The 22,599-nt window shown below is 71.6% G+C and carries 15 protein-coding genes; 2 read left to right on the forward strand and 13 right to left on the reverse strand.

Going from position 1 to position 22,599, the window contains the following annotated elements:
* Window positions 1-103 precede the first annotated feature (103 nt).
* The 7 genes from ACFYP4_RS29820 to ACFYP4_RS29850 form a co-directional block, all read right to left on the reverse strand.
* Entirely contained in the window at window positions 104-1,795 is a 1,692-nt protein-coding gene (locus tag ACFYP4_RS29820) for a proline--tRNA ligase (protein WP_358854831.1), read from the reverse strand.
* A gap of 102 nt (window positions 1,796-1,897) precedes the next feature.
* Window positions 1,898-2,467, reverse strand: a complete 570-nt coding sequence (locus tag ACFYP4_RS29825) for a GNAT family N-acetyltransferase (RefSeq protein ID WP_358854830.1) — start codon at window positions 2,465-2,467, stop codon at window positions 1,898-1,900.
* 30 nt (window positions 2,468-2,497) lie between these two features.
* On the reverse strand, window positions 2,498-3,346 hold the full coding sequence (locus tag ACFYP4_RS29830; protein WP_358854829.1) for a GNAT family N-acetyltransferase: 849 nt from the start codon (window positions 3,344-3,346) through the stop codon (window positions 2,498-2,500).
* Window positions 3,347-3,489: 143 nt separating this feature from the next.
* Window positions 3,490-4,647: a flavodoxin-dependent (E)-4-hydroxy-3-methylbut-2-enyl-diphosphate synthase gene (ispG, locus tag ACFYP4_RS29835; RefSeq protein WP_358854828.1), complete on the reverse strand. Its 1,158-nt coding sequence runs from the start codon at window positions 4,645-4,647 to the stop codon at window positions 3,490-3,492.
* 161 nt (window positions 4,648-4,808) lie between these two features.
* Entirely contained in the window at window positions 4,809-6,113 is a 1,305-nt protein-coding gene (locus tag ACFYP4_RS29840) for a site-2 protease family protein (RefSeq protein ID WP_358854827.1), read from the reverse strand.
* The gene (gene dxr, locus ACFYP4_RS29845) at window positions 6,110-7,372 is read right to left on the reverse strand and encodes a 1-deoxy-D-xylulose-5-phosphate reductoisomerase (protein WP_358854826.1); all 1,263 of its coding nucleotides are present in this window, start codon (window positions 7,370-7,372) and stop codon (window positions 6,110-6,112) included. The genes ACFYP4_RS29840 and dxr overlap by 4 nt, the downstream gene beginning before the upstream one ends.
* Before the next feature lie 303 nt (window positions 7,373-7,675).
* Complete coding sequence (locus ACFYP4_RS29850; RefSeq protein ID WP_388789602.1) at window positions 7,676-9,616, reverse strand: acyl-CoA dehydrogenase family protein; 1,941 nt, start codon at window positions 9,614-9,616, stop codon at window positions 7,676-7,678.
* 435 nt (window positions 9,617-10,051) lie between these two features.
* Here ACFYP4_RS29850 and ACFYP4_RS29855 point away from each other — a divergent pair, with 435 nt between their 5' ends.
* Complete coding sequence (locus ACFYP4_RS29855; RefSeq protein ID WP_388789729.1) at window positions 10,052-11,059, forward strand: LacI family DNA-binding transcriptional regulator; 1,008 nt, start codon at window positions 10,052-10,054, stop codon at window positions 11,057-11,059.
* A 116-nt stretch (window positions 11,060-11,175) separates the two neighbouring features.
* On the forward strand, window positions 11,176-13,227 hold the full coding sequence (locus ACFYP4_RS29860; protein ID WP_388789605.1) for a TIM-barrel domain-containing protein: 2,052 nt from the start codon (window positions 11,176-11,178) through the stop codon (window positions 13,225-13,227).
* Between the two features lie 60 nt (window positions 13,228-13,287).
* On the opposite strand, the gene ACFYP4_RS29865 is transcribed toward ACFYP4_RS29860, so the two are convergent.
* From ACFYP4_RS29865 to ACFYP4_RS29890, 6 genes are all read right to left on the reverse strand, one after another.
* Window positions 13,288-14,001, reverse strand: coding sequence for a hypothetical protein (locus tag ACFYP4_RS29865; RefSeq protein WP_358854822.1), 714 nt, complete (start codon window positions 13,999-14,001; stop codon window positions 13,288-13,290).
* 45 nt (window positions 14,002-14,046) lie between these two features.
* Window positions 14,047-16,248, reverse strand: a complete 2,202-nt coding sequence (locus ACFYP4_RS29870) for a glycoside hydrolase N-terminal domain-containing protein (protein ID WP_388789608.1) — start codon at window positions 16,246-16,248, stop codon at window positions 14,047-14,049.
* Complete coding sequence (locus ACFYP4_RS29875) at window positions 16,241-18,220, reverse strand: beta-galactosidase (protein ID WP_388789611.1); 1,980 nt, start codon at window positions 18,218-18,220, stop codon at window positions 16,241-16,243. Before ACFYP4_RS29875 ends, ACFYP4_RS29870 begins: the two co-directional genes overlap by 8 nt.
* On the reverse strand, window positions 18,220-20,430 hold the full coding sequence (locus tag ACFYP4_RS29880) for a WD40/YVTN/BNR-like repeat-containing protein (RefSeq protein WP_388789614.1): 2,211 nt from the start codon (window positions 20,428-20,430) through the stop codon (window positions 18,220-18,222). The genes ACFYP4_RS29875 and ACFYP4_RS29880 overlap by 1 nt, the downstream gene beginning before the upstream one ends.
* A 167-nt stretch (window positions 20,431-20,597) precedes the next feature.
* Entirely contained in the window at window positions 20,598-21,533 is a 936-nt protein-coding gene (locus tag ACFYP4_RS29885; protein WP_358854818.1) for a carbohydrate ABC transporter permease, read from the reverse strand.
* The gene (locus ACFYP4_RS29890) at window positions 21,530-22,597 is read right to left on the reverse strand and encodes an ABC transporter permease (protein WP_388789617.1); all 1,068 of its coding nucleotides are present in this window, start codon (window positions 22,595-22,597) and stop codon (window positions 21,530-21,532) included. Before ACFYP4_RS29890 ends, ACFYP4_RS29885 begins: the two co-directional genes overlap by 4 nt.
* Window positions 22,598-22,599: the final 2 nt, after the last annotated feature.

Genomic DNA, 22,599 nt, shown 5'->3' on the forward strand with positions numbered 1-22,599 from the left:
GCGCGGGCACGCGGTGACACGCGCGCCCCCACTGCTGAGGGCGGCCACCGCTTGACGCCGCGGGGCCGCCCTCCGGGCGACGACGGGAAGGGCCGGACGGGCCCTATGCCGACAGGCGGGCGATCGCCTCGTCGACGGTGAGCTCCTCGCGCTCGCCGGTGCGGCGGTCCTTGAGTTCCAGGACGCCCTCGGCGGAGCGCCGGCCGGCGACGAGGATCTTCGGCACGCCGATGAGTTCGGCGTCGGTGAACTTCACACCCGGCGACACGCCGGCCCGGTCGTCCACCAGGACCCGCACGCCGGCCTCGGCCAGCTTCTCGGAGACGTCCAGGGCCAGTTCGGTCTGCAGGGCCTTGCCTGCGGCGACGACGTGGACGTCGGCCGGGGCGATCTCCTTGGGCCAGCACAGGCCCTGCTCGTCCGCCGACTGTTCCGCCAGCGCGGCCACGGCACGCGAGACGCCGATGCCGTACGAGCCCATGGTCACGCGGACGGGCTTGCCCTGCTGGCCGAGGACGTCGAGCTGGAAGGTGTCCGCGTACTTGCGGCCCAGCTGGAAGATGTGGCCGATCTCGATGGCGCGGTCCAGCTTCAGGCCGGTGCCGCACTTCGGGCAGGGGTCGCCCTCCTCGACGACGACGACGTCGAGGTAGTCGTCCACCTCGAAGTCGCGGCCGGCGACGACGTTCTTCGCGTGCTTGCCGGTCTTGTTGGCGCCGGTGATCCAGGCGGTGCCCGGCGCGACACGCGGGTCGGCGATGTAACGGACCTTGTCCAGGCCCTGCGGGCCGACGTAACCCCGTACGAGGTCGTCGCGGCCCTCGAAGTCCTCGGCCGTGACCAGCTCGACGACCGCCGGGGCGAGGTGCTCACCGAGCTTGCCGAGGTCGACCTCGCGGTCGCCGGGGACGCCGACGGCCACGATCTCGCCGTCGACCTTGACCAGCAGGTTCTTCAGGGTGGCGGAGGCGGGGACGCCGAGGTGCCCGGCCAGCGTCTCGATGGTCGGGGTGTCGGGGGTGTCCAGCTCCTCGACCGGGCCGTGGTCTCCCTGGACGGGGGCGAGCGCGAAGGTGACCGCCTCCGTGTTCGCCGCGTAGTCGCAGGCGGGACAGTCCACGAAGGTGTCCTCACCGGCGGCGGCGGGGGCGAGGAACTCCTCGGAGGCCGAGCCGCCCATCGCGCCGGAGACGGCGGAGACGATGCGGTAGTCCAGGCCGAGGCGCTCGAAGATCTTCTGGTACGCGGCGCGGTGCAGCGCGTACGACTCGGCCAGGCCCTCGTCGGTGGTGTCGAAGGAGTACGAGTCCTTCATCTGGAACTCGCGGCCGCGCAGCACGCCGGAGCGCGGACGGGCCTCGTCGCGGTACTTCGTCTGGATCTGGTAGAGCATGACCGGCAGGTCCTTGTAGGACGTGCACTGGTCCTTGACGACCAGGGTGAAGATCTCCTCGTGGGTGGGGCCGAGGAGGTAGTCGCCGCCCTTGCGGTCCTTCAGGCGGAACAGCAGGTCGCCGTACTCCTCCCAGCGGCCGGACGCCTCGTAGGGCTCCTTGGGGAGCAGGGCGGGCAGCAGGACCTCCTGCGCGCCGATCGCGTCCATCTCCTCGCGGACGACGCGGGAGATGTTGTCGAGGACCTTCTTGCCCAGCGGCAGCCAGGACCAGATGCCGGCGGAGTTGCGGCGCACGTAGCCGGCGCGGACGAGCAGCTTGTGGCTGAGCGTCTCGGCGTCCGCCGGGTCGTCACGCAGTGTCTTGACCATCAAACGGGACATGCGCTGGACCTGGGCCATATTTCTCGACTCCTGCTGCGTAAGGGTGATGGCAAGGAGGTTAGCCGGGCGGTACGGGACGGTGGAAATCGGATTACGGGCGCCGCGCCGACCCGGGGGTGGCTAGCGGCGCCGCAGCGGGAGCGGAGCGCCCATGACCACGTACGGTCTCGGGGCGCTCGGGAACAGGACCTGGCGGGCCAGGTCCGTGTAGCCGAGCGAGCGGTACAGGCCGCGGGCGGGGCTCTCGGTGTCGATCGCCGAGAGGATGGAGCGGGGTTGTGCGGCGCCGTCCGTGAGGGTGGTGATCAGGGCGCGGCCGATGCCCTGGTTCTGGTGGTCGGGGTGGACGTGCAGCTCGGTGATCACGAAGGAGTTGTCGAGCCAGCCGTCCTGGCCCCGACCGCGCAGATACGGTTCCACGACGGTGGACCACCAGTGGGTGCGGTCGTTGGGCATGCCGTAGACGAAGCCGGCGAGCCGTCCGTCGGCGGTGGTGGCGCCGAGCGCGCGGGCCCCCGGGTAGACCAGGTGCCGCAGCACGATCTGCCGGCGTACGGCGATCTCCTCGGCGCCGAGCCCGAACGCGAGGGCCTGCACCGCGAGCGCCTCGTCGACCCGCGCGGCGAGATCCAGCGTGCCGATGACCACGTCGTCGGGGTGGTGGGGCCCCTGACCGGGAAAGCGCAGCATGCCGGGGAGACTACAGGCAGCTCCGGGGTGTCAGAACAGCACGCTCATGAAGGCCCCGACCTCGCGGAATCCCACGCGCCGGTACGTCGCCCGGGCGGCGGTGTTGAAGTCGTTGACGTAGAGACTGACGAGGGGCGCGACGTCGGCGAGGGCGTAGCGCAGGACGGCGGCCATGCCGGGCGCGGCGAATCCCCGGCCCCGGTACTCGGGGGCGACCCAGACGCCCTGGATCTGGCAGGCGTGGTCGGTGGCGGCGCCGATCTCGGCCTTGAAGACGACCTTGCCGTCCTCGTCCAGGCGGGCGAAGGAGCGTCCCGCGCCGACGAGTTCGGCGACCCGGGCCTGGTAGAGCAGTCCGCCGTCGCCGGCCGTCGGGGAGACGCCGACCTCCTCGGTGAACATCGCCACGCAGGCGGGCATGATCGTCTCCATCTCGTCCTTGCGCATACGGCGGACGTACGGATCCGGGGCGATGTCGTCGGGGAGCCGGTCGGTGACCATGAGCGGCTGGTTGCCGCGGACCTCGCGGGCGGGTCCCCAGTTCGGTTCGAGCAGGCGCCACAGCTGGGCGGTGGGTCCGGCGGGGCCGACGATGGAGGAGCAGCGGCGGCCCGTGCGGCGGGCGCGGTCGGCGAAGGCGCGGACGGCGCGGGGGGTGGCGCAGATGGGGACGAGGTTCGCGCCCGCGTAGCACAGGGACGTCAGCATGCCGTCCTCGTACCAGCCCCACATCTCGCCGCCGAGGCGCCAGGGGTCGAGGCCCGCGACCTTCACCCGGGAGGCCACGAAGGCGTTCGCCACCGGCTCGCTGTCGAGGACGGCGAGCGCGGCGTCCAGGTCACTCGGTTCGAGGACCCTGGTGGTGGTCTGGGTCAACACGTGCGGGGGCCTCACCATACGGTCTGCTGATCTCCGCACTGTACCTGTCAGGGGTGTGGGGCGCCGCCGGTGTCCGCGGCCCGGAAACCCGTGCGGCGGCCCGGGAGCGAGGGGCTCCCGGGGCGGGGGCGGTGGGCGCAGGGTCAGCCCGCGACCGACACCGAGGGCTCTCCGGAGGCGATGCCGTCGGCCTCCATCTGCTCGGCGATTTTCATCGCCTCTTCGATGAGGGTCTCCACGATCTTCGACTCGGGAACGGTCTTGATGACCTCGCCCTTGACGAAGATCTGCCCCTTGCCGTTGCCGGAGGCGACACCGAGGTCCGCCTCGCGCGCCTCACCGGGACCGTTCACCACGCAGCCCATGACCGCGACTCGCAGGGGCACCTCCATGCCGGTCAGACCGGCCGTGACCTCCTCCGCCAGCTTGTACACATCCACCTGCGCCCGCCCGCACGACGGGCAGGAGACGATCTCCAGACCGCGCTGCCTGAGGTTCAGCGACTCCAGGATCTGGATGCCGACCTTGATCTCCTCCACCGGCGGGGCCGACAGCGAGACCCGGATGGTGTCGCCGATGCCCTCCGAGAGCAGCGCGCCGAAGGCGACCGCCGACTTGATCGTGCCCTGGAACGCGGGGCCCGCCTCCGTCACACCGAGGTGCAGCGGGTAGTCGCAGGCCGCCGCCAGCTGCCGGTAGGCGTTGACCATCACGACCGGGTCGTTGTGCTTGACGGAGATCTTGATGTCCCGGAAGTCGTGCTCCTCGAAGAGGGAGGCCTCCCACAGCGCCGACTCCACCAGCGCCTCGGGCGTCGCCTTGCCGTACTTCTGCAGCAGCCGCTTGTCGAGCGAGCCCGCGTTGACCCCGATCCGGATCGGGGTGCCGGTGTCCTTCGCCGCCCGCGCGATCTCCTTGACCTGGTCGTCGAACTGCTTGATGTTGCCCGGGTTCACACGCACCGCCGCACAACCCGCGTCGATCGCCGCGAACACGTACTTCGGCTGGAAGTGAATGTCCGCGATCACCGGGATCTGCGACTTGCGCGCGATCGTCGCCAGCGCGTCCGCGTCGTCCTGCGTCGGACACGCCACCCGCACGATCTGGCATCCCGACGCCGTCAGCTCCGCGATCTGCTGCAACGTCGCCCCGACATCCGACGTACGCGTCGTCGTCATCGACTGCACCGAGACGGGTGCGTCTCCGCCCACGGCCACGGTTCCGACCTGGATCTGCCGGCTCTTCCGGCGCTCGGCGAGCTTGGTCGGAACGGACGGCATGCCGAGAGAAATCGCAGTCATCTGCTGTGCAACCCCAAGTTCTGGATCAAGGTCCCGGGACAGCGGGCTCCAGGAACCGAGATTACGGCACGGGCTCCGGCCCGAGCACATCCCGTGCGGAAACCCACTCATGAGTGACGGCCGGGCACACACCGTGCCCGGCCGTCATGAACGAAGTCGAACTAGCTGATTCTCACCGGGTTAACGACGTCCGCGATCAGCACCAGGATCGTGAAGCAGACGAAGATCCCGGCCACCACGTAGGCGACGGGCATCAGCTTGGCGACGTCGAACGGGCCCGGGTCGGGCCGACGCAGCACCTTCGCGACGGTCCGCCGCAGGGACTCCCACAGGGCGCCCGCGATGTGCCCGCCGTCGAGCGGGAGCAGCGGGAGCATGTTGAACAGGAAGAGGGAGAGGTTGAAGCCGGCGACGAGCAGCAGCATCATCGCGACCTGCTGGGAGGCAGGGATGTCCAGGGTGAAGACGTCACCGCCGATGCGGGCCGCGCCGACGACGCCCATCGGGGAGTCGGCCTCGCGCGGTCCGTCGCCGAAGGCCGCGTCCCACAGCGCGGGGACCTTGCCGGGCAGCGAGATCAGCGACTCGACGCCGTTCTGCATCATGTCGCCCATGCGGTCCACGGACTGACCGAACGACTGCTCGACGATGCCGGAGGCGGGGGTGAAGCCGAGGAAGCCCGCGTAGACGTACTTGCCCTCGACGTAGCCGCCGTTGCCGTCGGTCTTGCTGACCTGGTTCTTGATCAGGTGGGCGGTCAGGTCGAGCCGCTCGCCCTTGCGGTCGACGGTGAGCGTGACGTCGCGGCCGGGGTTGGCGCGGATGTCGGACTGGAGGCTCGACCAGTCCTCGACCGGCTTGCCGTCGAACGCGACGATCTTGTCGCCGAGCCTGAGCCCGGCGGCCTTGGCGGGTGCGGGCTGGTCGCCCTTCTCGCACTTCGTGCGGTTCTCGCTCTGCTGGATGACGCAGTCGGAGACCCGGCCGACCGTGGTCGTCTGGGTGTTGATGCCGAACGTCATCATCACGCCGAGGAAGATCGCCACGGCCAGGATCAGGTTCATGAAGGGGCCCGCGAACATCACGATGACCCGCTTCCACGGCTTGCGCGTGTAGAAGAGGCGGGTCTCGTCGCCGGGCTTGAGCTCCTCGAACGCGGCCGATCTGGCGTCCTCGATCATGCCGCGGAACGGGGAGCTGGAGCGGGCCTCCACCCTGCCGTCCGGTCCCGGCGGGAACATTCCGATCATGCGGATGTAGCCGCCGAGGGGGACGGCCTTGATGCCGTACTCCGTGTCGCCCTTCCTGCGCGACCAGATGGTCGGGCCGAAGCCGACCATGTACTGCGGCACCCGGATGCCGAAGAGCTTGGCCGTCGACAGATGCCCCAGCTCGTGCCAGGCGATCGAGATGAGCAGGCCGACCGCGAAGACGACTATGCCGAGGATCATCATCAGGGTCGTCATGCACGGGCCTCCGCGGTCGTGTGCGCCGTCGTCTTGGTCAGCTCACGGGCCCGGGCGCGCGCCCAGGTCTCCGCTTCGAGGACGTCCGCGACGGTCAGGGAAGTTCCCGTACGCGGGGTGCCGTGTTCCTCGACCACCCGGGTGACGGTCTCCATGATCCCGTTGAACGGCAGCGCGCCGTTCAGGAACGCGTCCACGCACTCCTCGTTTGCGGCATTGAACACCGCCGGCGCCGTGCCCGCGAGCTGCCCCACGTGCCGGGCGAGTCCCACGGACGGGAACGCCGCGGTGTCGAGCGGGAAGAACTCCCAGCTGGACGCCCTGGTCCAGTCGAAGGCGGGCGCCGCGTCCGGGACGCGCTCGGGCCAGCCGAGGCCGATGGCGATCGGCCCGCGCATGTCGGGGGGCGTCGCCTGGGCGAGCGTGGATCCGTCAATGAATTCAACCATCGAGTGGACATACGACTGCGGGTGCACGACCACCTCAATCCGTTCGAAGGGAATGTCGTAGAGGAGGTGCGCCTCGATGACTTCGAGCCCCTTGTTGACCAGGGTCGCCGAGTTCACCGTGATGACCGGTCCCATCGCCCAGGTGGGGTGGGCCAGGGCGTCCGCGGGGGTGACGTCCGCCAGCTCGGCCTTCGTACGTCCCCGGAAGGGGCCGCCGGACGCGGTGACGACCAGCTTGCGCACGTCGGCGCGGGTGCCGCCGGCGAGGGCCTGGAAGAGGGCCGCGTGCTCGGAGTCGACCGGGATGATCTGCCCCGGCTTGGCCAGCGCCTTCACCAGCGGGCCGCCGACGATGAGCGACTCCTTGTTCGCCAGCGCCAGGGTGCGGCCCGCCTCCAGGGCGGCGAGGGTCGGCGCGAGGCCGATGGAGCCGGTGATGCCGTTGAGCACGGTGTGGCAGTCGGAGGCGGCGACGCGGGTGGCCGCGTCGGGCCCGGCGAGGATCTCCGGAAGCGGTTCCCCCGCTCCGAACCGCGCCGCGAGCGCCTCGCGCAGTGCCGGCACGACGTCCTCGCGGGCCACGGCGACCGTCCTGACGCGCAGGCGGTGGGCCTGTTCCGCGAGCAGTCCGACCCTCCCGCCGGCGGCGGAGAGCGCGGTGACCCGGAACCGGTCGGGGTTGCGCAGCACGAGGTCGATGGCCTGGGTGCCGATCGATCCGGTGGAACCGAGGATCACGACATCCCGGACTCCGTCCACGGGGTCGAAAACGAGATGCGGATCGGCGAGGGGGACTGGACTGTCGCTCATGCCTCCATTGTGGCCGCAACCGGCGCCCGGCAGGGCAGGGCGCCCCACTCCCGTCTCTTCCGACACCCCGGACGTCGGCCGCGCCCGGTCGTCGCGGCGTCCTGGGGTGCCGCCGGAATCCGATGAGGGTGGCCTCCTGGGGCGCCGGGCGGGTCCCGGTCGCTCCGGCATGCCGAGAGCGCGGCCGAGCTGATCATCCCCTACTGCTGAGGGGCAGCCGGCGTCGGTGTGTCGTCCGTCGCGGGCGGGGCGTGTGGGGACGGCACACCGGCGCCGGGGCAGGGCGCCCTTCCGGGGAACGGGTCAGCGAATGGGGCGGTGGACGTTCTCCCGGCGGCTCGGGCCGGGTGTCGCGTCGGCGATCCACGCCCCCTCGCCCGACGGGTCGACGACCCCGTGCTCCAGCCACTCGTACGTGCCCGACAGGACCCCCTTGACCACCGTGCGGTCGACGTCGTCGGTGTTGTTCCACAGCCGCCCGAAGAGCTCCTCGACGCGGATGCGGGCCTGGCGGCAGAAGACGTCGGCCAGTTGGTAGGCCTCCCGGCCGTGGTCCTCGGTGGTGCGCAGCAGTTCCGCGCGTACGCAGGCCGCGCTCATCGCGAAGAGTTCGGCGCCGATGTCGACGATCCGGCCGAGGAACCCCTGCTTGGTCTCCATGCGCCCCTGCCAGCGGGACATGGCGTAGAAGGTGGAGCGGGCGAGCTTGCGTGCGGTGCGTTCCACGTAGCGCAGGTGCCCGGAGAGGTCCACCTCGCGCTTGAACTCGCTGTACGAGTTCGGGAGCTGCCCGGGGCCCGCGACCAGCTTCGGCAGCCACTTGGCGTAGAAGACACCGGCGTTGGCGCCCGCCCTGGCCTTGTCGGACAGGGACTTGTCGGGGTCGATCAGGTCGCCGGCGACCTTCAGGTGGGCGTCGACCGCCTCGCGGGCGATCAGCAGGTGCATGATCTCCGTGGAGCCCTCGAAGATGCGGTTGATGCGCAGGTCGCGCAGGATCTGCTCGGCGGGGACCGCGCGTTCGCCGCGGGCGGCGAGGGACTCGGCGGTCTCGAAGCCGCGTCCGCCGCGGATCTGGACCAGTTCGTCGGCCATCAGCCAGGCCATCTCCGAGCCGTACAGCTTGGCGAGGGCGGCCTCGATGCGGATGTCGTTGCGGTCCTCGTCGGCCATCTGGGACGACAGGTCGAGAACCGCCTCCAGGGCGAACGTCGTCGCCGCGATGAAGGAGATCTTCGCCCCGACCGCCTCGTGGAACGCGACCGGCTTGCCCCACTGCTCGCGGGCCGCCGACCACTCGCGGGCGATCTTCAGGCACCACTTGCCGGCGCCCACGCACATGGCGGGCAGCGACAGCCGCCCCGTGTTAAGGGTGGTGAGCGCGATCTTCAGACCCGCTCCCTCGGCGCCGATCCGGTTCGCGGCGGGGACCCTGACCCGGTGGAAGCGGGTCACCCCGTTCTCGAGGCCCCGCAGTCCCATGAAGGAGTTGCGGTTCTCGACCGTGACGCCCTCGGACGCGGCTTCCACGACGAAGGCCGTGATGCCGCCCTTGTGCTCCTGCGACTTCGGCACGCGCGCCATCACGACGAGGAGGTCCGCGACCACGCCGTTGGTCGTCCAGAGCTTCACTCCGTCGAGGACGTAGTCGTCCCCGTCCGGGACCGCCGTCGTGGCCAGCCTGGCGGGGTCGGAGCCCACGTCGGGCTCGGTGAGCAGGAACGCCGTGATGTCCGTGCGCGCGCAGCGGGGCAGGAACGCGTCCCGCTGCTCCTGGGTGCCGAAGATCTTCAGCGGCTGCGGTACGCCGATCGACTGGTGGGCGGACAGCAGGGCGCCGGTGGCGGGGCTCGCGGAGCCGACCAGGGCGAGCGCCTTGTTGTAGTAGACCTGCGTCAGGCCGAGGCCGCCGTACTTGGTGTCGATCTTCATGCCGAGGGCGCCGAGCTCCTTGAGCCCGTTGATCACTTCGTCGGGGATCCGCGCCTCGCGCTCGATCCGGGCCCCGTCGATCTTCGTCTCGCAGAAGTCGCGCAGTTTGGCGAGGAACTCCTCGCCGCGCTGTGCCGCCTCGTCGGACGGCATGGGGTGCGGGTGGATGAGGTCGAGCCGGAAGCGGCCGAGGAACAGCTCCTTGGCGAAGCTCGGCTTGCGCCAGTCCTGTTCGCGCGCGGCCTCCGCGACCTGTCGGGCCTCACGTTCGGTGACTGTGGGCTGGTGGGGTGTTGCGGACAAGAGGCTCACCTCGCCGCGAATAGGGATCTTGGGACCGTTCGTTACCGACGGGTGCTACCCGATCGTATGTACCCGATCCGGTCCGCCCCCACCAGTCCTGGCGCAGCGTTCGGCTCAACGCCCGGCCGCTCGGGCTCGCCTCCGTCCCTCCGCGGACGCGGTGCGGGTGTTGCGCCGCGGGCCCCTTCGGGGGACCGTCTGGGGCACGTACCCGCACCGGCGGGCGCGTGTCCCTTCGGGGGACCTCCGGGGCCGTGACCGCGTCGGCGGGCGCGCGGGGACTCCGGTGGGAGTGCTCCGGCGCTGCCTCGCGAGAAACGTGTCGAAGCGCTTCGACAACCTATGGACACCCATCCGCCGTCGGGCTACTGTCGAGCCACCCTCACTCGCCGTTGTCCGCAGCCCGCGCTGTCGAAGCGCTTCACACAATGCTTGGAGAGCTGGATGGTCACCCTCGCCGAGGTCGCCCAGCACGCCGGAGTCTCGGCGAGCACGGTGAGCTATGTCCTCAGCGGCAAGCGGTCCATCTCCGCGGGCACCCGGCTGCGGGTGGAGCGGAGCATCCAGGAACTCGGCTACCACCCGAACGCGGGGGCCCGGGCCCTGGCGAGCAGCCGGTCCAACATCATCGCGCTGATGATCCCCCTGCGCACGGACATGTACGTGCCCGTAATGATGGAGATCGCCATCGCGGTGGCGACCACCGCCCGCGTCCACGGCTACGACGTGCTGCTGCTCACCGGCGAGGAGGGTCCCGACGCCATGCGCCGGGTCACCGGCAGCGGACTCGCCGACGCGATGATCCTGATGGACGTCGAACTCGACGACGAGCGGCTGCCGTTGCTGCGCGAGACGGACCAGCCTTCCGTGCTCATCGGACTGCCCGCCGACACCACGGGACTGACCTGCGTCGACCTCGACTTCGGCGCGACGGGCGCCCTGTGCGCCGAGCATCTGGCGCTGCTCGGCCACCGTGACATCGCTGTCATCGGCGAGGCGCCCGCGGTCTACGAGCGCCACACGGGGTTCGCCGAGCGCACACTCGACGGCCTGCGGTCCCGTTCGCGGGAGCTCGGCCTGCGGGTGCTGCACCGCCCCTGCGAGGGCGGGTACGACGCGATGGCCGTGACCCTCGCCCGGATCCTCGACGAGCGCCCGGGCACCACGGGATTCGTCGTGCAGAACGAGTCCGCGGTCGAACCGCTGCTCGCGCTGCTGCGCCAGCAGGGCCGTGCCGTGCCCGAGGACATGTCGGTGATCGCCATCTGCCCGGACCAGGTCGCCGTCCAGGCGTCGGTGCGGCTGACCTCGGTCGCCATCCCCGCCCAGGAGATGGGCCGGCAGGCCGTCGAACAGCTGATCGCCAAGCTCGACGGACACGGCAAGGACGAGGTCATCCTGCTCGCGCCGGAGCTGACCGTACGGGCCAGCACGGGCCCCGCCGCTTCCTGATCCCACGCCGGCCGACCTCCGTACGCCCAGGGGCTCGCCGCCACACCCCTGCCCGTCCCGGTGCGCCACAGCCGCGCCGGGTCCTGTCGCCACTCCTTACTCCGGGAGCACCCCACGTGAATCAGCCTGCCCAGAACCAGCCCCAGCAGGGGGCGGTCAGCCTCGCCCAGTCCTCCCCCACGGTCGGCACGTTCCGCGAACGGGACGGCGCGCTGGAATGGAGCGGCCGCCAGGAGACCGTACGCATCGAGCCCTGGGGGCCCGACGCCGTCCGGGTCCGGGCACGCCTCGGCGGACCTGTCCTCGAAGGTCTGCCCGGCGCCCTGCTCGACGAGCCGCCGGCCACCGGCGGCACCGTCACGATCGAGGGCGGCGAGGGCCGGGTGACGGTCGGCGCCCTGACCGTCGAGGTCGGCGCCGAGGGGCTCGTCCGCTTCCTGCGCACCGACGACGGCACGGAGCTGCTCGCCGAGGAACGCGCCCACTTCTGGTGGCCGGGCCCACGGCTCTACACCCCGACCGGCAACGGCCACCACCGCCTGGAGCAGCGGTTCGCCGCGTACGACGGCGAGAAGCTGTACGGCCTCGGCCAGCACCAGCACGGGCTGCTGGACCAGAAGGGGACCGTCCTCGACCTGGTGCAGCGCAACGCCGAGGTGAGCATCCCGGTCCTCACCTCCAGCCGCGGGTACACCCTCCTGTGGAACAACCCGGCGATCGGCCGCGTCGAGCTGGCCGGCAACGGCACGCGCTGGGTCGCCGACTCGGCCCGCCAGCTCGACTACTGGATCACGGCGGGCGACCCGGCCACGGCCCAGCGGCGCTACAGCGCGGTGACCGGCCGGACGCCGATGCTGCCCGAGTGGGCGGCCGGCTTCTGGCAGTGCAAGCTGCGCTACCGCACCCAGGACGAACTCCTCGCCGTGGCACGGGAGTACAAGCGCCGGGAACTCCCCCTCGACGTCATCGTGTGCGACTTCTTCCACTGGACGCACCTGGGCGAGTGGAAGTTCGACCCGGCGGAGTGGCCCGACCCGGCCGCGATGCGGCGGGAGCTGACCGAGCTGGGGGTCGAACTGGTGGTGAGCGTCTGGCCCTCGGTGTCGCCGCTCTCCGAGAACCACCAGCTGATGGAGCAGCGCGGCTACTTCATCGGCACGGAGTACGGCCCGATGGCGCACGCCGACTGGCCCGACAAGGAGGTCGCCTCCACGGTCCAGGTCGCCTTCTACGACGCGACGAACCCCGAGGCGCGCGACTTCGTCTGGTCGAAGGTGCGGGACAACTACTTCGCGCCGTACGGCATCAAGTCCTTCTGGCTGGACGCCTGCGAGCCGGAGCTGAAGCCCGGCTTCCAGGAGAACCTGCGCTATCACGCGGGCCCGGGCCTGGAGGTCGGCAACATGTACCCGCGGGAGAACGCCCGCACCTTCCACGAGGGTATGACCGCGGCGGGCGAGAGCGAGATCGTCACCCTCAACCGCTCGGCGTGGGCAGGCAGTCAGCGCTACGGCGCCGCCCTGTGGTCCGGCGACATCGGCACCGACTTCGCGACCCTGCGCCGCCAGATCGCGGCCGGCCTGAACACGGCGCTGTCCGGGATCCCCTGGTGGAACACGGACATCGGCGGCTTCCACGGGGGCGACCCGGACGATCCGGCGTACCGCGAGGTGATGGTCCGCTGGTTCCAGTTCGGGGCGCTGTCCCCGCTGATGCGGCTGCACGGGTTCCGCGACCCGGGGACGGCGCTCGGCCCGCGGATGACCGGCGGCCCGAACGAGGTCTGGTCGTACGGCGAGGAGGCGGGGGCGATCCTGGAGAAGTACCTGCGGCTGCGCGAGCGGCTGAAGCCGTACGTCCTGACCGTCATGTGGGAGGCCCACGAGGAGGGGCTGCCGGTGATGCGCCCGCTCTTCATGGAGTTCCCCGACGACCAGGCGGCCTGGTCGGTGGACGACGCGTACCTGTTCGGCCCCGACCTGCTCGTCGCGCCTGTGCTGACCGCCGGGGCGACGGTCCGTACGGCGTACCTTCCGGCGGGGGCGCGCTGGACGGACGCGTGGACCGGGGAGGAGTACGCGGGCGGCGCCCGCGTGACGGTCGACGCCCCGCTGGACCGCATCCCGCTGTTCCTGCGGGACGGCGCGCGGCTGCCCGTGGCGCCGTAGCCGCACACGGACGAGTGCGGCCGGCCCGGGGAGGGACCGGCCGCACTCCGCGCGCCCGGGTCAGCTGCTGCTGACGGTCAGGTTGTTGGTGGTGAAGTTCAGGCCGCCGGACGAGGACGTGATCTCGTAGCCGAACTGGACGTCACCGATGGTCTCGTTGCCGAACCAGTGCTTGGTGTCCTTGATCCACTTGAGGATCGGGAGGATGTTCACCGTGCCGGACGAGGAGTCCGAGGTCCGCAGGAACGAGAAGACCTCGTTGGCGCCGTTGCTGCCCTTGTAGACGGTCCAGGTGTGGCCGCCGAGGGTGACGTTGCCCTGCGAGGTGCCGAGGGGGCCGACCGCGCCGTTGTAGTTCACCCAGAGCATGATCTCGTAGTCGTAGTCGGTGTCCCAGATGTCGTACGAGGTGTTGTACGCGCCGGACGACGGGACCGAGACGTTGTAGCTGCTGCTGAGCGAACCGAGCGAGGTGATCGGCTTGTTGATCACCTTCTTGGAGTTGGGGTACGACTTGATGCCGCCGGTGTTGGGGTGGTTGGCGTTGACGCCCCAGTTGGTGCCGGAGTTGGCCCAGAAGCACTGCGAGCCGGCGCCCGAGCCCCAGATGTTGTTGTAGAGCGTGTAGCCGTTCAGCGAGGTGTTGCCCCACTGGTCGCAGGAGCTCCAGACGGCCGCCTGGGCCGGGGCCGAGGCGAGGCCGACGGTGGCGCCGAGGGCGAGCGCGGGGGCCAGCAGCGCCTTGACGATCCGGCGGGGAGTACGTGATGCCATGGTGTCCCTTCCATGGGTGGGGGGGAATTCGGTGGTGCGGTGGGTCTACTGCGGCCCCTGGGTGAGGACGCAGTCTTCTCCGGCGCGCAGCTGGAGCGTTCGCGCTCCGGAGGAAGTCCTGAGATCGACGCGGACGGTGCGGGCGGGGCGGACGACGGCCGTGCGCCGGGCGGGGCCCCAGTCGAGGTCGATCTCGGCGCCGAAGCGGGTGCGGATGCCGTGCAGGCGGCCCGTCGGGTACGCCGTGGGGAGCGCGGGGAACAGGACGAGCCGCCCGGGTGTGGAGTGGACCAGCATCTCGATGAGCACGGCGGGGAGGGTGTGGGCGGCGTCCGCGTTGTACACGTGGCGGTGCGGGTAGTGGCCGCTCATCAGGGAGACGTGGAAGTAGTCGCCGGCCAGGACGTTGCCGAGGGCGCCCGCAACCCGCTCGGCGTCGCCCAGCCGGGCCGCCACCAGGGCGTGGTGCAGATGGCCGTGCGCGGAGTCGTTCTCGGCGCCGCGCAGTGCGAGGGCGCGGTGGGCCGCCGCGGCGAGCTCCGGGGTGTCGTACGGGTTGATCTCGTCCAGCGGCCAGACGCCGTAGAGGTGGCTGAGGTGCCGGTGGTCGTAGTTGTCGCGGAGGCCGTCCCGGGCCCATTCGGCCAGCGCTCCCTCGTCGTTGATCCGGTGGGGCGGCAGCCGCGCGGCGAGCGCGCGACGGCGTTCGGCGCCGGGTCCGGGGTGGTAGTCGGCCGCCGTGAGCAGGGCGTGGCGGGCCGCCGAGAGGTCCATCGCGGCGTTGACGGCGACGGGGCCCGAGCCCGCCGGGTGGTTCTCCGGCGAGTACGAGGGCACCACGACGAGGTGGCCGTCGGCGTCGGTTCGGGTGAGGAAGTCCTCGTAGAAGCAGGCGACTTCGTCGAGGGCGGCGGCCAGGCGCGGGTCCCGGGCTCCCCGCACCTCGTCGTGGTCCACCAGGGGTTTCAGCAGCCAGTCGGCGCCCGCCGTCCAGACGTGCAGCGGATAGTCGCGGCTGAAGTGGTGGAGGTGCCCCGATTCCCCGTCGGTGTGGGCGGGGGCGACGACACCGCGGGTGCCGAAGACCGAACGGGCGTTGTCGCGCCAGTGCGGCAACTGGCCGTACACCAGGGCCGCGTGGGCCTCGGTGACCTCGGGGAGCGCGGCCGCGGCGGCCGACGCGGTCTGCAGGTTCACGTTGGCGTCGGTCGTGAAGGCTCCCGACCAGGCCGTGTCCCACTCCCCCGTCCACAGGCCGGTCAGCCGCGGCGGCAGCATGCCCGAGGCGGACAGCAGGTGGTAGCGGCCGGCCGCGAAGAGCCGCTCGACGAGCGCGGGACTCCTGGGCAGGCTCACCAGTTCGGAGCCGGGGAGGGCACGTTCGTCGGGGTCGGCGTCGAGGTCGAGGCCCGCGCGCAGATAGGCGCTGCGGTGCCTACCGGTGTGGCGGTCCAGGAGGCGGCGGTAGGGGTCCTCGTCACCGTCCGGCAGCAGCGCGCGCAGGCTGCCGGCCTCGGCCAGGACGTCCAGCTCGCCGGTGTGCCGCCGTACCCGCGTGAGCAGGAGGACCGCGCCCGCTCCGGCCACCCGTATCCCGGGCAGCCCGGTCCGGGTCCGGCCGCCGGTGACCACGGCGAGCGTCACTCCCGTGTAGGCCCGGTCGCCGCCCGGGTAGCGGGCCCGCAGGGTCAGGAGCGCGCCCTCCGGGGTGAGGACGGCGCCGTGGCCGACCGACACGTCCCGCGGCGCCCCCGGGAGGCGGTGGTCGAGGGTCACGTCGACGGTGAGGCCGGGCTCGGTCACGTACTGCACGACGACGTCGTCGGCGCGGGAGACGAAGACGTCGCTGCGCCAGCCGTCGCACTCGGCGCGGACCACACCGGTGGTGAAGTCGACCTCGCGCCGGTAGGAGTGCCGCCGGGCGGCCGGTCTGCGCAGCCGCACCTGGAAGGCGGGGTGGAAGGGCTGCACCCATTGCAGCGGCCGGCCGTCGGTGAAGTCGTCCCCGGCGGTGGTGTCCCCGGCCAGCAGCCGGTCCTGGAGTTCCGGCAGGGCGGCGGCGAGGGCGGGCGGCCGGGCGTTCTCGCCGCCGTTCGGCCGGACCAGGCCGTGCTGGTTCACGATGACCCGGTCGCTGTCCGGATCGCCGAACACCATGGCACCGTGCCGTCCGTTCCCGCTCAGGAAGGCGTCCTCCCAGCGGGCGGCGGGCGTCGGCTCCCAGGTGCCGTGGACGGGCTCACTCATGGTCCGCCTCCAGCACGGCGACGCCGTAGCGGCCCAGTTCCACGGTGTCGGTGACGTCGGCGCCGGTGAGCAGTTCGCGGTGGCGGCCCGGCACGGGCACGGTGACCGTGCCGCGCCCGTGGTGCAGGAGGAACAGCAGCCCGCCGCGCCGTACGGCCTCGACCCCGGCGGGGAGCGCGTCGAGCGGCGGCCGGACTCCGGCGTCCGCGGCGATCCCGGCGAGCAGCGTCCGCAGCGCCTCGGGCTCCGGAAGGGTGGAGAGGTACCAGGCGCGGCCCTTGCGCAGCACGGCCGGGAGCCCGTCCAGTTCGCCGCCCTTGTACGGCGTGACGGCGTCGGCGTCCGCCGCCTCGATCTCCTCGGACCAGAGGGTGCCGCGGAAGCCCTCGGCGTCGACGTGCTCACCGGCGTCGAGCGGCCACCACTCGTGCAGGGTGCGGATGCCGAAGAGGTCGCGCAGCCGGGCGTCCATGCCGCCGGGGCGCACCCGGTCGTCCTGGTCCGCGACGCCGGTCAGGAAGCCGGAGACGAGGGTGCCGCCGCCCCGTACGTACGCGACGAGGTTGTCGATCGCCGTGTCCGTCATCAGGTACAGCTGCGGGACGACGACGAGGCGGTACGCGGACAGGTCGTGCTCGGGGTGGGCGAAGGACACCGTGGTGTGCGCCTCCCACAGGGCGCGGTGCCAGGCGCGGACGAGCGCCGGGTGGTCGACCTCGGAGGAGAGCCGGCCGTCCTGGAGGCCTGCCCACCAGGAGTGCCAGTCCAGCAGGACGGCGACGTCGGCGCCGTCGACCCGGGTGTCCGCCACCCGCTCGCTCAGCCGCGCGAGGTCGGCCCCGATCCGCTTGACCTCCTGGAAGGTGCGGCCCCGCTCCCCGGCGTGGCCGACCATGCCGGAGTGGAACTTCTCGGAGCCCTGCCGGGACTGGCGCCACTGGAAGTAGCAGACGGCGTCGGCGCCGCGGGCGACGGCCTGGAGGGACCACAGGCGGTTGAGGCCGTGCGGCTTGGGGTGGTTCACCCCGCGCCAGTTGACCGGCCCCGCGGCCTGCTCCATGACCATCCAGGGGCCGCCGCGGGCCTGCGAGCGGGTCATGTCGTGGATCAGCGCCGAGTACTGGCCGCCGTACGGGTCGCGCGGGTCCGGGTAGACGTCGATCGAGACGACGTCCTCCCGCTCGGCCCAGGCCCAGGCGTCCTGTCCCTGCCAGAACGGCATGAAGTTGCTGGTCACGGGGATGTGCGGGGTGTGCCGGGCGACGATGTCCCGTTCGGCGAGGTAGCACTCCAGCAGCGCGTCGGAGGTGAAGCGCCGGAAGTCGAGCACCTGGGTGGGGTTGTTCATGTACTGGGCGCGGCGCGGTGGGATGATCTCGTCCCAGGTGTCGTAGCGCTGGCTCCAGAAGGCGGTGCCCCAGGCCGTGTTGAGCGCGTCGACCGTCCCGTACCTGCGGCGCAGCCAGTCGCGGAACGCGCGGGCGGCCTCGTCGCCGTAGTCGTGCGTGCAGTACTCGTTGTTGATGTGCCACATCGTGAGGGCCGGGTGGCCGCCGTAGCGGGCGGCCAGGTCCTCGGTGATGGCGGCGGCGTAGTGGCGGTAGACGAGGCTGGAGTGCGAGAACTGCTGCCGTGAGCCCCACCACACGATCTGCCCGTTCTCGTCACGGGGCAGCGTCTCGGGGTGCAGCCGGCCCAGCCACGGGGGCGGGGCGGCGGTGGGGGTGGCGAGGACGACGGTGATGCCGTTCTCGTGCAGCAGGTCCATCAGCCGGTCGAGCCAGCCGAACTCGCGTGCTCCGGGCCTTGGTTCGAGCCGGGCCCAGGAGAAGACGCCGACGGTGACGGAGTTGACGCCGACGTCCTTCATGAGCCGTACGTCGTCCTGCCAGGTCTCCTCGGGCCACTGCTCGGGGTTGTAGTCGCCGCCGAAGAGGATGCGGCCGCGGGTGGCGTCGGCGAGGGCGGGCATCAGACCGGGTCTCCGTACTGGATGCCCCGGCCGTTGGTGCCGAGGTACACGCGGCCGCGGATGCGGGGGTCGCCGGTGATGACCTCGCCGGTCCAGCCCCACTGGTGGGCGTCGTCGTTGATCCGCACCCAGGTTTTCGCCTCGTCGTCGGACCGCAGGACGGCGGTGACCGTCCCCGTCGAGCCGACCTGGTAGAGCGCCGGGTACCGCGCGCCGTCGGCGGCCCGGCCGAAGCCGAGGGTGTACGAGGACCGGCAGCTGCTCACCTTGTCGAAGTTCGCGCCCCCGTCGGTGGACCGGTAGAGGCCGTTCCCCTTGGCCGAGAGCCACAGGTCCCCGGTCCTGCCCGGGGCGGCGGCGATCCGGAACTGGCTGTCGCCCGACGGCAGTCCGCTCGCGCGCGGCGTGAAGGTCGCGCCGCCGTCGGTGCTGGCGTGGAGCGTTCCGGTGGCGGTGTCGTACGCGTAGAAGCGCGCCGGGTCGGCGGGGTCGGCGACCGGGGTGGCGCCCTTGGGGAAGGTGGCGGTCTCGGTCCAGGTCGCGCCGTTGTCCGTGGAGCGGTGGGCCGGGTACGTCGTGCCGTCCCAGTGGACGAAGGACCACAGCAGGGCGGAGCCGTCGGCGGCGGCGGCGATCGGGCCCGGCGCGTCCTTGGCGATGGCGGGCTGGGCCGCGAAGGGCGTCCAGGTCCGTCCGCCGTCGTCCGAGTACGCGCCGTTGCCGTGGTCGCCCCAGCCGGTGCGCACGACGTAGGACGGCCTGGCCGCGGCCTGGGCGAGTCCGGTCGCCGAGCCGGACACGGGGTGGGTGGCCATGCCCCGCGACGGGGAGGCGGTCAGCCGCTCGTGGTACATCACGCCGATGTCGCCGAGCCCGCTGATCAGATGGGCCTCACCGGCCGGGGGTGAGACCAGCTGGCGTACGGCCGTCTCCTCCAGGCCGCGGATCTGCGGCGCCCAGTGTCTGAGGTCGCGGGTGCCGTAGAGGGTCGCGCCGGTCCCGTACACGATGTGCCGGGAGTCGTACGGATCGACGGCGACCGTCTGGATCCACCAGCCGAACTTGGGTGTGCTGCCACCCCAGTTGAGGTACGGGGTCTCGGTCACGTCGAGGACCGCGGTGTCCTTGAGAGACGTCCAGGTGCGGCCGCCGTCGGTGGTGCGGAAGAGGGTGTCGACGTCCGCCCAGCGGTTGTTGGTGGAGACGACGGCGGTCCCGGGGCGGCGGGCGTCGACGGCGACACCGCCGTAGCCGAAGGTGTCGGCCGAGCCCTCGGAGGTGGTGCCGCCGGGCCGTACCGGTGTCACGTCGGTCCAGGTCCCGCGCGCCGTCCGCAGCTTGTGCACGCTTCCCGTGGACTGGCCGTTGGGGCCGGGCGCGTCGGCATAGGTCACGTACAGCTCACGGGTGTGCGCGTCGTACGCGGCCCGGACCGGGACCTTGGCCGGGGTGCCGGAGGGCTGTCCGGGGACGGCTTCCCAGTGGGTGCCGTCGGACGTGCGGTACAGGTTCGCCGTGCCCGCGGTGCCGTCGCCGTCGCCCCAGCCGGCGTAGAGCGTGCGGCCGGCCGCGACCAGGAGGGTGACGCCCTGCCCGGTGCCGCTCGCCGCCTGCGGGAACGCGGTCACCGGGGCCCAACTGGCCCCCCGGTCGGTCGACTTGAGGAGGCCGTCGTGACGGGTTCCCAGCCAGAGGGTGTCACTGTCGCGCGGGTCGACGAGGAGCCGCTCACCGGCGCCGCGGCCGTCCTCGTTGGCGCCGAGCCGCACGTCCAGGTCGGCGCGGGTCCAGGTGGCGCCGCGGTCGTCGGAGCGCAGGACGGCACCGGGGCCCGCCCACGACTGGGCGTACGTGCCGAGTGCCAGGTACAGCCGGTTCGGGTGGGCCGCGTCGACGGCGATCGCCTCGACGCCGAGGAGGTTCCAGTCGTCCCAGCCGAGGTGGTCGGTGAGGGGGGTCCAGCGGGCGGCGCGCTCGTCCCAGCGGTAGGCGCCGCCGATGTCCGTACGGGCGTAGGCCAGTCCGCGGACCGAGGGGTGGAAGAGGACTCCGGTGACGAAGCCCGTGCCGCCGATCACGACGTTGCGCCAGCGGTACGGGCGCGCCCCGGCGGCTCGCGCCGGGGCGGCGACGGCGGGGACGGCGGTGAGGGCCGCGGTGGCGGCGGTCCCGGCGAGCACGGCTCGTCGGCTCAGGCGCGGCGTGCGCATGACATACCTCGTTCCTGGAAGAGCGTGGGGAGAGCCCCGTCGGGGAGGGGCGCGGGGGGACTGCGCGACCGGTCGCCCGCGGTGGTGCACTTCGGCAACGGATGCTGCCCCTCTCTCCCGGGCGCACGGCGCCCGGTGAGCCGGCCGGCGGGAGGGGCGGGTCCGGGTCAGCCCTTCACGGCCCCGGTGAGCATGCCCTTCTTGAAGTGCCGCTGGACGAAGGGCGACAGCACGGCGACCGGGAGCAGGGCCAGCACCATGACCGCCATCTGCACGGCGAGGGCGGACAGCTCACCCGTCTTGATGGCCTGGCCCATGCCGACCGGGGGCTCCTGCTTCTGGACGAGCTGGATCATCACGTTCTGCAGCGGCATCATGTCCTGGTCGCTCAGGTAGATCGAGGCGTTGAACCAGGCGCTCCAGTAGCCGACGGCGTAGAAGAGCGTGATCACCGCGATGACCGCGCGGGAGAGCGGCACCACGATCTGCCGCAGGATCCGCCAGTCCCCCGCGCCGTCGATCCGCGCGCTGTCGACGAGTTCCTGCGAGATGCCCATGAAGAAGCCGCGCAGCACCAGGATGTTGAAGACGCTGACCGCGCTCGGCAGGATCAGCGCGAGATACGTGTCCGTGAGGCCGAGCGACTGCACCAGCAGGTACGTGGGGATGAGGCCGGCGCCGAAGAACATCGTGGCGAGCAGCGTCATCAGGAACCAGCGGTGCCCGACCGACCCGATGCGGGAGAGCCCGTACGCCGCGAGGACGGACACCGTCATCGAGAACAGCGTGCCGACGAGGGTGACGCCGAGGCTGACGAGGGTGGCCCGGGTGACCTGCCCGCCGCTCAGCAGTTCCTGGTACGCGACGAACGTGATGCCCTTGGGGATCACCACCAGACCGCCGGCCTCGGTGATGGTCTCCTTCGAGGACAGACTGGTGACGGCGACGATCCACAGCGGGAACAGCACGCCCAGGCAGGCGCCGGCCAGGACGACGCCCTTGCCCGCGAGACCCGCCGTGCGGGGCCGCTCCTCCCAGACGGGCCGGGGCGGGGCGGCCCAGCGGCCGGGGGCCTTCGGCCGTTGCCCGGTCACGGCGCTCATTTCTTGTACACCCCCTGCTCGCCCATCAGATGGGCCACCTTGTTCGCGGCGAGGACCAGCCCGAGACTGACCACGCCCTTGATCAGTCCGGCCGCGGCCGCGTAACTGAAGTCCTGGTTGCGGACGCCGTTCCACCAGACGTAGGTGTCGAGGACCTCTGAGGCGCCCGGGCCCACCGCGTCCCGCTGGAGCAGGATCTGCTCGAAGCCGACGGTGAGCGCGTCACCGACCCGCAGCACCAGCAGCAGGGCGATCACCGGACGCAGGGCGGGCAGCGTGACGTGCCACATCCGGCGCCAGCGCCCGGCCCCGTCCATCGCCGAGGCCTCGTACAGGTCCGGGCTCACGGAGGCCAGCGCGGCGAGGAAGACGATGATGCCCCAGCCGGCGTCCTTCCAGACGCCCTCCGCGGTCACCAGGAACTTGAAGATCCCGGGGTCGGTCATCAGGTCGAAGCCCTCGTACCCGTGCTGCCGCAGGGTCTGCGCGATGATGCCGGCGCCGCCGAAGATCTGCTGGAACACGGTGATGACGAGCACCCAGGAGAAGAAGTGCGGCAGGTAGAGGATCGCCTGGGACACCGCCCGCACCCGGGGCCTGACCACGCTGTTGATGAGCAGCGCGAGCAGGATCGGGACGGGGAAGAAGAGCACGAGTTGCAGCGCGAACAGGACGAGGGTGTTCTCCACGGCGTCCCAGAACGCCGAGTCCTCGAAGATCCGCGTGAACTGCTCGAAGCCCACCCAGGGGCTGTGGAAGATGGCGACGAAGCCGTTGTCGCTGACGTACGGGTCGTACTCCTGGAAGGCGACGACGTTGCCGAGGATCGGTATGTAGTTGAAGACCAGGACCAGCAGGACGGCCGGCAGGGTCATCAGGATCAGGGTGCGGTCCCGCTTGAAGCGGGTGCGGAAGCTGCCGCCCTTCGACGCCTTGACCGCTCCCGGTTCCGCGGCGGCCCGGCTGGCCTCGGCGGCCTTCGCGCGGCCCACGGACGGCTCGGCGGGTTCGGCCGCCGACGACGCGGCGGCGCCGGTGGTGCCCGGTGCGGTGCTGTGTGCCACCT

Origin of the sequence: Streptomyces sp. NPDC005551 (genome assembly GCF_042871785.1) — a bacterium.
Lineage (GTDB): Bacteria > Actinomycetota > Actinomycetes > Streptomycetales > Streptomycetaceae > Streptomyces.

Bases quoted from the DNA above. Each gene is read 5' to 3' on its own strand.
- ACFYP4_RS29820 (WP_358854831.1), bottom strand. From the start codon at position 1,795: ATGGCCCAGGTCCAGCGCATGTCCCGTTTGATGGTCAAGACACTGCGT.
- ACFYP4_RS29825 (WP_358854830.1), bottom strand. From the start codon at position 2,467: ATGCTGCGCTTTCCCGGTCAGGGGCCCCACCACCCCGACGACGTGGTC.
- ispG (WP_358854828.1), bottom strand. From the start codon at position 4,647: ATGACTGCGATTTCTCTCGGCATGCCGTCCGTTCCGACCAAGCTCGCC.
- ACFYP4_RS29840 (WP_358854827.1), bottom strand. From the start codon at position 6,113: ATGACGACCCTGATGATGATCCTCGGCATAGTCGTCTTCGCGGTCGGC.
- dxr (WP_358854826.1), bottom strand. From the start codon at position 7,372: ATGAGCGACAGTCCAGTCCCCCTCGCCGATCCGCATCTCGTTTTCGAC.
- ACFYP4_RS29855 (WP_388789729.1), top strand. From the start codon at position 10,052: ATGGTCACCCTCGCCGAGGTCGCCCAGCACGCCGGAGTCTCGGCGAGC.
- ACFYP4_RS29865 (WP_358854822.1), bottom strand. From the start codon at position 14,001: ATGGCATCACGTACTCCCCGCCGGATCGTCAAGGCGCTGCTGGCCCCC.
- ACFYP4_RS29870 (WP_388789608.1), bottom strand. From the start codon at position 16,248: ATGAGTGAGCCCGTCCACGGCACCTGGGAGCCGACGCCCGCCGCCCGC.
- ACFYP4_RS29875 (WP_388789611.1), bottom strand. From the start codon at position 18,220: ATGCCCGCCCTCGCCGACGCCACCCGCGGCCGCATCCTCTTCGGCGGC.
- ACFYP4_RS29880 (WP_388789614.1), bottom strand. From the start codon at position 20,430: ATGCGCACGCCGCGCCTGAGCCGACGAGCCGTGCTCGCCGGGACCGCC.
- ACFYP4_RS29885 (WP_358854818.1), bottom strand. From the start codon at position 21,533: ATGAGCGCCGTGACCGGGCAACGGCCGAAGGCCCCCGGCCGCTGGGCC.